The sequence below is a fragment of the Streptomyces sp. R33 genome (assembly GCF_041200175.1).
In the GTDB taxonomy this organism is placed as follows: domain Bacteria; phylum Actinomycetota; class Actinomycetes; order Streptomycetales; family Streptomycetaceae; genus Streptomyces; species Streptomyces katrae_B.
On the sequence record NZ_CP165727.1, the window covers coordinates 6007109 to 6019687 of the forward strand.

A 12579-nucleotide genomic window follows, 5' to 3' on the forward strand; every position below is an offset into this window, starting at 1 on the left:
TCCAAGAGGGTTTGGGCCCCCGGCCCGCAGGCCGGGAGCCGCACCCCGCGCAGGGGCTACCGCCGGTACCCCAGCACCGTCATCATCCCGGCCTCCGCGTGGTACACGTTGTGGCAATGCACCATCCACAGCCCGGGGTTGTCGGCGTCGAAGTCGACCGTCAGCGTCCCTCCCCCAGACTTCGTCCGGGAGGTACCCCCAGGCAGGATCAGCGCGGTGTCCTTGCGTGCGCCGCCCCGGCCGCCGCCGAGCGCGAAGGTGTGCCCGTGCAGGTGCAGCGGGTGCCACATCGTCGTCGAGTTGTTGAACTCCAGCCGGACCCGCTCGCCGGCCTTCACCGGGTGCCGCTGGTCGGCCGTGTACGGCTTGCCGTCGAAGGCCCAGTCGTACTTCTCCATCCCCCCGGTCAGCTTGATCCCGATCGTGCGGTCCGGCTCGCGCGGCGCGAGTGCTGCGGGCTCCGCGGCGCGCAGCCGGTCCGCCGTCAGCGGCTTCCCGGCCAGCTCGGCGGGCCGGGTCGCGGCGGTGGGCGCCGCCCCCGCCCCCGTGCGCAGCAGGGCGAGCGCGGACGCCGGCCCGCCCTTGCCCTCCTTGCCCTCGGCGAGTGCGGTGAGCGGGAACACCCCGTCCTGCGCGGTGACCAGTACGTCGTACCGCTCGCCCATGCCGAGCAGCAGGGAGCCGGTCTTCGCGTGCTCCACCGGGTAGCCGTCGGTGTGGGTGACCGTCAGTTCGTGGCCGCCGAGGGCGATCCGGAAGGCGGTGTCCCCGCCCGCATTGACGATCCGCAGCCGGATCCGGTCGCCGGGCCTGGCCGTGAAGACCGACGGGTCCTGCGCCGTCCGCCCGTTGACCAGGTAGTGCGGGTACGCGACATCACCCGGGTCCTTGCCGAGGACCTCGCTCTCCCCGCCCATGAGCAGGCGCGAGGGTCCGCCGCCGGGCGGGGTCTGCGGGGCCGCGCCGCCGTGGCCGGCGTGCCCGCCGCCCGACTGCATGTCCATGCCCTTGCGGAGCTCGGCCAGGACCGCGTCGGGGGTGGAGCCGTCGACTCCGTCGACCCAGTCGTCCAGGACCACCACCCACTCCTTGTCGTACGAGAGCGGCTCCTTCGGGTCCTCGACGATGAGCGGGGCGTAGAGGCCGCGGTCCTGCTGGACGCCCGAGTGCGGGTGGAACCAGTACGTCCCCGGGTTCGGGACGGCGAACCGGTACGTGAAGGACCCGCCCGGCGCGATGTCCCGCTGGGTCAGGCCCGGGACCCCGTCCATGTCGTTGCGCAGGGCGAGGCCGTGCCAGTGCAGGGAGGTGGCCTGCGGGAGGTCGTTGGCCAGGGTCAGGGCGAGGGTGCCGCCCGCGGTGACCCTGACCTCCTGGCCGGGCAGCCGGTCCCCGTACGCCCACGAGCGGACGGTGAGGCCGCCGCCGAGGTCGAGGGGGGTGGCGGTGGCGGTCAGCTTGACCTCGGAGACCGGTCCGGTGGCCTTGCGGGCGGCCTCGGCGGCCTGGACCTCGGGCCCGGCGGGGTCGACGTAACCGCCCGGCGCGGCGGCGGAGGACCCGCCGTGGTTCATGGAGCCGTGGTCCGGGCCGGAGCCGTCGGAGCCGCCGGAGCCGTCGGAACAGGCGGCGAGCAGCGCCGAACCGGCGAGGGCGGCGGAGGCGCCGAGAACGGCGCGGCGGGTGGGGCGGGCAGGACGGCTGGGAAGAGAGCGCATGGGAGCACCTCGTGGTGTGGTCGTACGAGCGGATGGGCGCCGTCTGCTGCCGCCGCTCGGGCCCTGCACGCGGGGCGCGTGCGCGGGCATGCAGGGGCGGCAGCCGGCCCGTTGCTATACGCGCAGTACCGCCAGCCGGGTCAGGAGTTCGTGGGGCGACGGCGGGTCGGGTCCGCCGGACCGGCGCGGCCCGCGGGCCGCGCCCCCGAGCGGCGCGGCGTCGCGGAGGCCGGCCGGTCCGGCGCCCAGGATCAGCAGGGTGAGTCCGCCCAGTACGGCCAGGCACACCGACATGGGGTCCATGCCGGAGCCGGGCGGCGGGGCCTCGACGGCGGACCCCCGGTCGTGGGAGGCGTGCGTCGGGACGGGGGCGGAGACCGTGCCGGGGTCCGTGCCCGTGTCGACGTCCGTGCCGGTGCCGGTGCCGGTGCCGGCGTCCGTGCCCGTGCCCGTGGCCGTGCGCGCGCCCGTGCCCGTCAGGCCGGCCGACGCGTGGCCCGGCGTGTGGTCGGCGCCGCGCCCGGCCGAGGCAACGGCGACGGCCGGAGCCGCGTCCTCCATGGTGTGGGACGGACTCGGATGGCCCAGGGTGTGCATGGTGACGATGCCCAGGAGCAGCGCAGCGAGCAGCAGCAGCCGGGGCCACCGGGCCGCTCGCCGGTCGGTGCGCAGGGCAGGGCGCGTCATGGGCGGAACCCTACCCCGGGTGGGTATCTGATCGTAGGACCGGGTCCGCCGTGTTGAGGATGATGCGCAGTATGTCCACAAAAGCCGAAACGGGGTTCTTCGCGAGCAATGCGCGGCCGGTCGCCCTCCTCATCGGGCTGGGCGCCGCCGCGTACACGGCGTGGGTGCTCGAGGTCGTCCTCTCGACGGGCCTGAACCCGATCGAGACGTACGTCAGCGAGCTCGCCGCCCAGGACCAGCCGCTCGGCGGCCTGTTCCGGGCCACCGACTTCACCGCCGGAGTGCTCGCCTTCGCGGGCGGCCTGCTGGCCCTGGCGGGGCTGTTGCGCCGCGACGGGTCCCGCCGCCCCTGGTCGGTCGTGGGCTGGGCCGGCGTCACCCTCTTCGGCGCGGCCACCGCCGCCGATGCCTGGCTCCCGCTGAGCTGCACACCCACCGTGGACCCGGTGTGCGCGGCCCGGGAGACCGCCGGCCTGGTCCCGGCCACCCATCAGGCGCACGCCGTCAGCAGCAGCCTCGCCATGACCGGCGCCCTCGTCGGGATCGTCGCCCTCACCGTCGCCGCCCGCCGCTACGGCCGGCTCGCCCCGCTCGCCCGCTACGGGCCGGTCCTGGTCGGGCTGGAGCTGCTCGCCACCGCCTGGACCCTGTCCGCCATCGCGCTGTTCACCGCCGGGCGCGGGACCTGGGCGCTGGGGGCCGGGCAGCGGCTGCAGGTGCTGTTCGTGGCGCTCTGGCTGGGCCTGCTCGCGTACTCGGTCCACAAGGAGCGCCGCACATGACACCGCGTACGACCGCGCACGGCACCGGCACCGCCCCGACCGGCCGCTTCGTACGCGTGGACGGCGTCCCGCTGCACGTCGTCGTGGAGGGGAGCGGACCGCCCGTGGTGCTGAGCGCCGGGCTCGCCATGGCCTGGTTCGACTGGGACCCCGTCGCCGCACTGCTCGTCGCGCACGGCCGCACCGTCGTCCGCTTCGACCGCCCCGGGCACGGGCTGAGCGCCCCCGCCACCGTCCCGGCGACCGCCGCCGGGGAGGCCCGCCGCATCGCCGGGCTCCTGGACGCGCTCGGCCTGCCCGGCCCGGTCACCGTCGCCGGGCACTCGATCGCCGGGTTCCACGCCGAAGCCTTCGCCCGCCTGTACCCCGAGCGCACCGCCGCCCTGGTCCTGGTCGACACCAGCATCGAGGAGGACCCCCGTACGGTCTGGCCCGCCGGGCTGCGCACCGCCGCCGCCCGCGTGCTCGGCCGGGCCCTGACCGCCGCCGGGCTGCCCGCCGCGCTGGGTCCGCTCGCCCGCCGCGCCGCCGTACGGGCCTCCCGCACCGGCGGCGGCGACCTGGCCGCGCGGCACCTCGTACGCCGCTGCTACCGCACCGGCCGGGTCTGGCGCGGCGCCCTGCTGGAGAACTCCCGCTACCCCGACACCGCCGCCGAGGTCCTGGCGCTGCGGACCGGGCGCCCGCCGTCCGTCCCCGTCACCGTGCTCACGGGGTACGACGGCTCGGCCGGGCGGGGGGCCCTGCGCTGGTGCGAGCGCCAGGCGCGGCTGGCCGACCGGCTCGGCGCCCGCTTCGAGATCGCCGAACCCGCGGGGCACCTGGTCATGCTGGACCGCCCGGGCCGGGTGGCACGGGCGATCCTGGACGCTGGTGGAAGGGAGCCGGGCGGGGCGGGCCGGCCGGACCGGCCGGAGCGGCCGGGTCAGCGCCCCGCGTAGACCTTCTCCACGAAGCCCGCCAGCTGGTGTTCGTCGAGGTGCTGGGCCAGGTCGGCCTCGCTGATCATGCCGACCAGCTTCTTGTCCTTGATGACCGGGAGCCGCTTGATCCGGTGGCTCTCCATCTCGTCCAGCACGTCGGTGACGTCCGCGCCCGCGTCGATCCAGCGCGGGGTGCCCTTGGCCATGTCACCGCAGGTCATCTCGGACGGGTTCAGCCCCTGGGCCACACAGTTCACGACGATGTCGCGGTCGGTGATGATGCCGCAGAGCCGCTCGGCGGCGTCGCTGATGGGCAGGGCGCCCACGTTGAGCCGGCTCATCAGCTGAGCGGCCTCGTCCAGAGTGGCGGTCGCGGGGATCCACTGGGCCCCGGGGTGCATGATGTCTGCCGCGGTGGTCATTGCTTACCTCCTGCGCATGCCGGTGCGGCCGGGCGCGGATGCGCCCGCCTCGGCACCCTCGGGAGGCCGGTGGTGGGAGGGCCTGACGAGGGCGCCCTCCCACCACCGTACGGGCGCGGCCCGTCACCCGCGCGGTGCAGCTCCGCGCTGTTTCAGCATGTCCGCCATGAGCGTGAGCTCCGACTGCTGCGCCTCGACCATCCCCCGGGCCAGATCCCGCTCGGCGGGGGTCTTGCACTGCGTCGCACAGCCCTGGGCCATCGCGACCCCGCCCTTGTGGTGGTCGGTCATCAGCTGGAGGTAGAGCACCTCCGCGTCGCGGCCCTCGGCGGCGCCGAGCTGCGCGAGCTCCTCCTTGGTGGCCATGCCGGCCATCAGGGCGCCGGGCTTGGCGGCGGCGCCGCCCATGTCGTGGCCGGCCGTGTCGTGGCTGCTCGTGTCGTGCCCGCTCGTGCCGTGCCCGGCCGCGTCGTGCCCGCTCGTATCGTGCCCGCTCGTACCGTGCCCGGCGTGACCGCCGTGCTGGTCCGCGGACCCCATCCAGGACATCGGCGGCTCGTCGGCCACCACCTTCGGCAGCCCCCACAGGTCCAGCCAGCCCAGCAGCATGCCCCGCTGGTTGGCCTGGGTGTTCGCGATGTCGTACGCGAGCCCGCGCACCGGCTCGTCCTTGGTGCGGTCCCGCACGATGAACGACATCTCCACCGCCTGCTGGTGGTGCACCGCCATGTCCCGCGCGAAGCCCGCGTCCGGCGAGTGGAGGCCCGGAGCGCGGCCCGACGGGCCGGAGCCGTCGCCGTCGCCGTCGCTCGCGGCGGTGACCGTGGCCGCCCCCGCGAACAGCAGCGCGAGCAGGACGGCGGTCCCGGCCGCCCAGTACGTACGGGTCACTTCTCGGCCAGCCCGCTCGTGCAGGCCGCGCCCGGCTCGGGGGTCTGCGGGCCCTGCACGTACTTGGTGAAGAACTGCGCGACGCGGGGGTCGTCCGCCTTGTCCACCGTCAGCTGCTTGCCCCAGGCGCTCAGCATGATCGTGCCGGCCTGCTCCTTGACCGGGCTCATCAGCGTGTACGGGGTCTTGGCCACCGTCCCGGCCAGGCTGTCGACGTCGCCCTTGGCGGCCTTCTCGTTGTACGTCACCCAGACCGCGCCGTGCTCCAGCGAGTGGACGGCGTTGACCTCGGGGACCGGGTTCTTGTAGACGTCGCCGTTGCAGTTCATCCAGCGGGGGCTGTGGTCGCCGCCGACCGGCGGGTTCATCGGGTACTTCACCGGGGTCTCGACGTGGTTGCGGCCCAGCGCCTTCGCGTCCCAGGTCTGCTCGCCGTTCACCGGGGCCTTGAGGGCCGCCACCTTGGCGTCCTCCTTCTGCTGCTTGTCGATCAGCACCCAGGCGCCGAAGCCGATGAGCCCGGCGGCGACGGCCACCGAGACCGTGATCGCGATGGCCGCGTTGCGCCGGTCGCGGGCCCGCTCGGCGCGGCGCATCTCGGCTATGCGGGCCTGGGGGGAGTTGCTGTCGTACGGGGTCCTGCTGGCCATGTGCCCTGAATCCTTCTGCTGAGGGGGGTGGAGGGATGGATCCGGTGGAGCGCGGTACGGCGCCCGGACCGGTCAGGTCCGCAGCACTTGGAGGGCGTGGAGGTCGGGGGCCCGGGCGAGCGTCCCGTGCGGCCGGGCCGGCCCGCCGCCGGCGGCGCGCCCGACGGGATCCGGGGCGGCGCCCGCCACGGTCACGGCGGGCGGCGGGGCGGGCAGTACGCCGGGGGCCACGTGCGAGAACGGGGAGCAGCCGGGCCGCTCGTCGGGGGACGCGCAGACGGCGCGCGTGCCGTGCCCGCCGCCGGGCCCGCGTACGGCCGACACGCCGGTCGGGGCGGTCGCGGAGGTCGCGCCGGACAGGGCGGTGACGGCGTGCGGCTCGCCCGGCCGTACGCACAGGAACAGCGCTCCGAGCAGCACGCAGAGGGCCACCGCGATGACGGCACGCCGAGGCGTCCGACGCCCTGCGCGCCCGCGCCGCATGTGCTCCCAGCCCCCCATGGCCGCAGATGGTAATGCTCATGACGGGCCCGAGGTCAGTGCGGGGGTGCCACGAGGTTTCAGAGGTGCGTAATGTGGCGGAAACCGCGGCTGGCGATACTGGGCCCGCCCGACTGTGCCCCCGCCCTCGGGGGAGGTGGTGCACAGGCCGTCTGAACTGCGAGGATGAAGGCATGGACAAGCAGCAGGAATTCGTCCTCCGGACGCTCGAGGAGCGCGACATCCGGTTCGTGCGCCTGTGGTTCACCGACGTACTGGGCTTCCTGAAGTCCGTCGCGGTCGCCCCCGCCGAGCTGGAGCAGGCCTTCGACGAGGGCATCGGCTTCGACGGATCGGCCATCGAGGGCTTCGCGCGGGTCTACGAATCCGACATGATCGCCAAGCCGGACCCCAGCACGTTCCAGATACTGCCGTGGCGCGCCGAGGCCCCCGGGACCGCCCGGATGTTCTGCGACATCCTGATGCCGGACGGATCGCCGTCCTTCGCGGACCCGCGGTACGTCCTCAAGCGCATCCTGAACAAGACCTCCGACCTGGGCTTCACCTTCTACACCCACCCCGAGATCGAGTTCTTCCTGCTGAAGGACAAGCCGCTGGACGGGACCCGCCCGGTGCCGGCGGACAACTCCGGCTATTTCGACCACACTCCGCAGAACGTCGGCATGGACTTCCGCCGCCAGGCGATCACCATGCTCGAATCCATGGGCATCTCGGTCGAGTTCAGCCACCACGAGGGCGCCCCCGGCCAGCAGGAGATCGACCTCCGCTACGCGGACGCGCTCTCCACGGCGGACAACATCATGACCTTCCGCCTCGTCATGAAGCAGGTCGCGCTCGAGCAGGGCGTCCAGGCCACCTTCATGCCGAAACCGTTCTCCGAGTACCCCGGCTCGGGCATGCACACGCACCTCTCCCTCTTCGAGGGGGACCGCAACGCCTTCTACGAGTCGGGCGCCGAGTACCAGCTCTCCAAGGTGGGCCGCTCCTTCATCGCGGGCCTCCTGAAGCACGCGGCGGAAACGGCCGCGGTCACCAACCAGTGGGTCAACTCGTACAAGCGCATCTGGGGCGGCTCCTCCCGCACGGCCGGCTCCGGCGGCGAGGCCCCCTCGTACATCTGCTGGGGCCACAACAACCGCTCGGCCCTGATCCGCGTCCCGATGTACAAGCCGGGCAAGACGGGCTCCTCGCGGGTCGAGGTCCGCTCGATCGACTCGGGCGCGAACCCGTACCTCACCTACGCGGTCCTCCTCGCGGCGGGCCTCAAGGGCATCGAGGAGGGCTACGAACTCCCGGCGGGCGCCGACGACGACGTCTGGGCCCTCTCCGACGCGGAACGCCGCGCGATGGGCATCGAACCCCTCCCGCAGAACCTCGGCGAGGCCATCTCCCTGATGGAACGCAGCGAACTGGTCGCCGAAACCCTCGGCGAGCACGTCTTCGACTTCTTCCTGCGCAACAAGAAGCAGGAGTGGGAGGAATACCGCTCCGAGGTCACCGCCTTCGAACTCCGCAAGAACCTCCCGGTCCTCTAACCGGAGTTCAGAGCCTTTTCGAGGTGTGCAGGACACTCCGGGCCGGTGGTCATCGACCACCGGCCCGGAGTCGTTTCATTTCCACAGACGCGCTCTGCAGTCCGCGGGCGTACCCGGGGGGTCGCTGGCACCGGGGCCCGGACCGACGGGCGCGCTCCTGTCTGCGCCCCGCTCCAGCCGGGCCGCCATCCGCACGCCGGACGGCTCGGGTAGATGCGTCGTTCGTACGGTGGCGCGCTCCACCTGGACGCCAGGACCCGCGCCCGCTCCACATACGTGTGGGTCGACGGCACACGGGATGAGAGATGCGGAGGGGGGCGGGTTACGGGGTTGGCATCCCGCAAGGAGGAGATTCTTGCGGGCAACCCGCGGCGCTACGTAGTGATTTAGCTATCAATCACGTGCGTTGAGTCAAAAGTGGACACGGCGCGCACCCCTGGCTAGGCTCGATTAGCGGATGCCACACCTGAAGCAGCAATGCGAACGCAAGGAAGTTGGCGTCGAAAAGACCGGAGTCAACCGGATCATCAATGACAGCCAGCGTCATTCAGTGCGATGCACAGCCGACCCCGCATGCATGAACCAGGGGCCGGGTGCAGCCCTCAGTGGCAGGCGCGCGGATCCGCATGACGGCGCACGTCGAACATATGCGATTCACGCTGCGACCTGCGTCTTGCGTAGCCAGGCACTCTCGACAACGCCGTCTGAAATCAGTACGGGAGTCTGAAATGCGGAACTTCAGCAGCATCAAGAGAAGTACACTCAGCCCCGTAGCGGTCGCGGCCTCACTGACGCTCGCTGCATCCATGGCAGCAATCGGCACAGCTCACGCCGCTACGAAGGTCACTGTCACTGGAACGGTGAGCTGCGCCCAATTCGATGAGTCAACACCGAAGACAGTGACAATAACCCCCAAGAAGGGGAAGGCCGGCTCGGACGAAACGCCCGGCGAGGCACAGGAGGAAGAGTACACAATCACGCTCACAGGCATTCCGGATAAGGGCACGTCCGCCATCGCTAAGGTTGTCTGCGAAGACGATGATGGCGCCGTGAATACGTACAAGATCAAGGATCTGTCGATCAAGAAGAGAGCGGACGGCCACCCTCTGCCCATCAATCTTCCTCCGCCTCCTCCGGAATAGCCGCCCTCGGGCTTGTGAACTGGGCGCCCACCCCGACACCATGGGGGCGGGCGCCCACGCCGCAGCAAACCGTGAACGCGAGGTCGTACGTGCGTCCCGCGAGGCGGATGCCGAATGCCCAGCACCGGCGAAGCCGCCGCCTCCTGACGTAAGCGGACTGCCGAGCCTGTGGTTCTCGGCTGCCCACGGGGCTTCTTTCGGAGTTCCATGGCGGAGATCGAAGCGGAGGCGCGTACAGCCTCGTCGCCGAACGAACTGATTCACCCGGGCCGTCCCTGGGCCGTCCGACGGGGGGCCGGGGGTGGCCGGCGACGACCAATGACGGCCTCTCCGGTGCTGGTTGGCGGGCGGGTGGGGCGGGGTTTGGCTGGTGGGCTGAGTGGGGCATGCCTTCCTCCGCAACAAGAAGCAGCTGCGGAAGAACCTGCCGGTGCTGTAAGGGCAGGTCAGGGCCTCTTCCGGGGCCGGAACACCCGCTCAGGGCCGACGGCGTGACGCCGTTGGCCCTGAGGTACGAGGACACGCGTATGACCGTGCACACCGTGACGCCGCTCGACGGGGGGCTGCCTGCGCCCGAGCGGGTCTGGTACGCCTCCTACGGGTCCAACATGCACATGGACCGCCTGGCCGCGTACATCGCCGGGGGAACTCCCGTCGGCGCCGCGCGGACCTATCCGGGGTGCCGGGACCGGCGGGCGCCGGAGCGGTCGCTCGCGGTCGAGTTGCAGGGCCGGCTGTACTTCGCCACCGAGTCCGCCGTGTGGGGCGGGGGCCGGGGGCTGTACGACCCGACGGCTCCGGGCCGGATGCGCGGGCGGGCGCACCTGGTGACGGTCGGCCAGGTGTCCGACATCGCCGCGCAGGAGATGGGCGAGGAACCCGGGACGGACCTCGACCTCACGGCGACCCTGCGGGACGGCCGCGATGAACTCGGGCCGGGGCGCTACGAGACGCTGATCTGCCCCGGCACGATCGAGGACATCCCCGTCCTGACGTTCACCGCGCCGTGGACCCTGCGGGACGTCGACGTGCTCCCGCCCACCGCCGTGTACCTGCGCTACCTCGCCGGGGGACTCCTGGAGTCCGGGCCCTGGGAGGAGCAGGACATCGCCGAGTACCTGGCCGACTGCCCGGGCGCCGCCGGTCACTGGACGCCCGAGCAGGTACGGGAGCTGCTGGTCTCCGGGAGTTGCTGACCTCCCGGAGCCGCTGACTTCCGGCCCCGGTTACTTCGGGGGGACCGCCCGGTGCCAGGTGGTGCGGGCCGGGTGGGCCGGGTCCGGGGTGGCGGGCGGGGTCGTGGTGATGTGGAGTTCGGCGTCCAGGCCCAGGACCGCCGTCGTCGTCGCGCCCGCCGGTTCGAGGATGCCGGCCGGGGCGCCGGCGAAGAGCATCTTCGACTCCGTCCATGCGGGCGGGCCACCGAGGCCCGTCGTACTGACCGTGCCCGTGTCCGCGCGGCCCGACAGCAGGCGGCCCGCGACGCCGACCGCGCCGTAGCCCGCCCGGCCGCCTGCCTCCGAGACGCTGGAGACCTGCGGCTTGCCGGAGCCCGCCGTGACCAGGGCCGTACGCACGACCCCCGAGTCGGGGCGGCGGAAGTAGAGCCGGATGCCCGCGCCCTCCGGCGCCGCCGACAGCGGGACCGTGGTGGCCGGCAGGCCCGTCGGGAACGGTCCCTCGAGCGGGGCCCCCGGCGCCGGCTGGGTCCAGGCCAGGACCGACTTGGTGGTGGTCGCGTACACCTGGCGCCGCCCGGCGGCGTCGACCGCCGTCACGGGGTCGCCCTGCAGGTCCTCGCCGCCCAGGCGCTGCCAGGGGCCGAAGGCGCCGCCCGGCTGCTGTTCGCGGGCGCGCAGCGTGCGGCGGGAGTCGCGGACGTAGACGGTCAGCCGGCCGTCCGGGGCCACGGCCGCCGAGGGCGCGCTGATGGAGGAGGTGCCCTCCTCGTCGGCCCCCTCGGGGGTGCCGAGCGACTGCCACGGCCCGAACGGGCCGTCCGGCGCGGACTGGACGGCGTACACGATCTCGCGCCGGTAGTCCGCGGGCCCCGGGCCGAAGCCCGTACGGGTGGCGAGGACCGCTATGCGGCCGTCGGAGAGGCGGGCGGTGCTCGCGCCCGGGTCGATGCCGGTGCCCGGGAGCAGGACCGGGCCGGTCCAGCCGGCCGGGCCGTCCTGCCTGGTCCAGACGGCCATCTGTCCGTCCAGGGCGGCGAAGGCGTAGAGCCGGCCGGAGCCGCCCGCCACCAGCCACGAGGTGGTGTCGGCGCGGGCGTAGCGCAGCGACTGGGCCCAGTTGCGCCCGGTGGGGCTGCTCGCGACCTTGCGGTCGCCGCAGCCGGAGGGGCTGCCGCAGTAGTTCTGGTGGTCGTGCCAGGCGTACGTCTTGAGGAAGCCGATCTTCGTCTCGGCCGTCTGCGGATCCAGGGCGTGCGGGAGGGTGCCGTTGTGGTAGCCGAGGTAGTTCTGCACCGAGAACCGCGGACGGTCGCCGACCTGGGCGGCGTACGCGGCGGTGGCGGCCTGTGCGAAGCGGGCGCCGAACATGTGGTCCTGGTGGTCGGTGTACTTGCCGGTGTCGTGGTACCGGCCCGGCGTCGGGTCCTGCATGCGTATCGTCGTCGGCTTGTAGACCCCGAGCAGCCCGGCTATCGCCTGTATCACCTGGTCCTTGGTGTACGTGTACGGCTGCTTGACCGGGCTTCCGGAGGACAGCTGCGCGCCGAGCGCGGGTATCTTGCCGTTCCACAGGCCGCGCAGGCTGTCCGGGTTCTCCGCGGTGGGGTTGCGGGCCTCGCGCAACTGCAGCCACACCAGGTTGACCTGCGGCCGGGCGATCAGCACGTCGAGCTCGGCCTGGCCGCCGCCCGCGGTGGGTATGACCGTGCGCTTCCAGGCGCTGGTGCGGTCCCCGGTGGCCATCTGGGCGTACGCGGAGCGGATGCCGTTCTGCCGGGCCTCCGCGTAGTGGGCGCGGTCGGCGGGCTGCTCCGGGTCCTTGGCGTCGGCGCCGTTGGCCTCGTTGCGGCCGTCGGCCTCGCCGGAGGTCAGGTAGACGGTGGTGAGTTGGAGGCCGGCCGTCAGCGACCGGCTGAGGTCCGGGTTCATGAAGAACAGGTCGTCGTCGGGGTGGGCGACGACCTGGACGACCGATCCGGACGTGACGCTCGCCGGGAGCGCGACGGCACGGGACCCGGTGCCCTGTTCCTGGGTGGCCTCGGCCGACGTCTGCTGGCCGGTGGCGACGGCGAGCACGCCGGTGGCACCGACGGTGAGTACGGGAAGGAGGGCGGCAAGGAGGAAACGGCGACGGGCAATCGGCATCG

At 72.8% G+C, this 12579-nt stretch carries 12 protein-coding genes; 5 read left to right on the top strand and 7 right to left on the bottom strand.

From position 1 onward, the window contains the following. Positions 1 to 56: 56 nt before the first annotated feature. Together AB5J51_RS27700 and AB5J51_RS27705 are read right to left on the bottom strand one after the other, a co-directional pair. On the bottom strand, positions 57 to 1718 hold the full coding sequence (locus AB5J51_RS27700) for a multicopper oxidase family protein (RefSeq protein ID WP_369778926.1): 1662 nt from the start codon (positions 1716 to 1718) through the stop codon (positions 57 to 59). A gap of 114 nt (positions 1719 to 1832) precedes the next feature. Then, positions 1833 to 2405: a hypothetical protein gene (locus AB5J51_RS27705; protein WP_369778927.1), complete on the bottom strand. Its 573-nt coding sequence runs from the start codon at positions 2403 to 2405 to the stop codon at positions 1833 to 1835. Positions 2406 to 2476: 71 nt separating this feature from the next. On the opposite strand from AB5J51_RS27705, the gene AB5J51_RS27710 reads away from it, so the two are divergent. Both AB5J51_RS27710 and AB5J51_RS27715 read left to right on the top strand, forming a co-directional pair. Beyond that, positions 2477 to 3187 carry a DUF998 domain-containing protein gene (locus tag AB5J51_RS27710; protein WP_133898205.1) on the top strand — a complete coding sequence of 237 codons (711 nt, stop codon included), beginning with the start codon at positions 2477 to 2479 and terminating at the stop codon, positions 3185 to 3187. After that, a complete protein-coding gene (locus AB5J51_RS27715) occupies positions 3184 to 4128 on the top strand; it encodes an alpha/beta fold hydrolase (protein WP_369778928.1) in 945 nt (314 codons plus the stop codon). The genes AB5J51_RS27710 and AB5J51_RS27715 overlap by 4 nt, the downstream gene beginning before the upstream one ends. Here the strand turns inward: AB5J51_RS27715 and AB5J51_RS27720 are convergent. The 4 genes from AB5J51_RS27720 to AB5J51_RS27735 form a co-directional block, all read right to left on the bottom strand. Then, positions 4113 to 4532 carry a CBS domain-containing protein gene (locus tag AB5J51_RS27720; RefSeq protein ID WP_133898207.1) on the bottom strand — a complete coding sequence of 140 codons (420 nt, stop codon included), beginning with the start codon at positions 4530 to 4532 and terminating at the stop codon, positions 4113 to 4115. The genes AB5J51_RS27715 and AB5J51_RS27720 overlap by 16 nt on opposite strands. A gap of 123 nt (positions 4533 to 4655) precedes the next feature. Continuing rightward, positions 4656 to 5423 (bottom strand): DUF305 domain-containing protein, encoded by a 768-nt coding sequence (locus AB5J51_RS27725; RefSeq protein ID WP_369778929.1) that lies wholly within the window; start codon positions 5421 to 5423, stop codon positions 4656 to 4658. After that, positions 5420 to 6073: a DUF3105 domain-containing protein gene (locus AB5J51_RS27730; protein WP_053785070.1), complete on the bottom strand. Its 654-nt coding sequence runs from the start codon at positions 6071 to 6073 to the stop codon at positions 5420 to 5422. Before AB5J51_RS27730 ends, AB5J51_RS27725 begins: the two co-directional genes overlap by 4 nt. Positions 6074 to 6145: 72 nt before the next feature. After that, positions 6146 to 6574: a hypothetical protein gene (locus AB5J51_RS27735; protein ID WP_369778930.1), complete on the bottom strand. Its 429-nt coding sequence runs from the start codon at positions 6572 to 6574 to the stop codon at positions 6146 to 6148. A 173-nt stretch (positions 6575 to 6747) separates the two neighbouring features. Here AB5J51_RS27735 and AB5J51_RS27740 point away from each other — a divergent pair, with 173 nt between their 5' ends. From AB5J51_RS27740 to AB5J51_RS27750, 3 genes are all read left to right on the top strand, one after another. Further along, a complete protein-coding gene (locus tag AB5J51_RS27740) occupies positions 6748 to 8109 on the top strand; it encodes a glutamine synthetase family protein (protein ID WP_030291594.1) in 1362 nt (453 codons plus the stop codon). A gap of 728 nt (positions 8110 to 8837) precedes the next feature. Beyond that, positions 8838 to 9251 carry a hypothetical protein gene (locus tag AB5J51_RS27745; protein WP_369778931.1) on the top strand — a complete coding sequence of 138 codons (414 nt, stop codon included), beginning with the start codon at positions 8838 to 8840 and terminating at the stop codon, positions 9249 to 9251. A gap of 527 nt (positions 9252 to 9778) precedes the next feature. Further along, positions 9779 to 10447: a histone deacetylase gene (locus AB5J51_RS27750; protein ID WP_136224532.1), complete on the top strand. Its 669-nt coding sequence runs from the start codon at positions 9779 to 9781 to the stop codon at positions 10445 to 10447. Between the two features lie 30 nt (positions 10448 to 10477). On the opposite strand, the gene AB5J51_RS27755 is transcribed toward AB5J51_RS27750, so the two are convergent. Further along, positions 10478 to 12577, bottom strand: a complete 2100-nt coding sequence (locus AB5J51_RS27755) for a PIG-L family deacetylase (protein WP_369778932.1) — start codon at positions 12575 to 12577, stop codon at positions 10478 to 10480. Between the last annotated feature and the right edge of the window lie 2 nt (positions 12578 to 12579).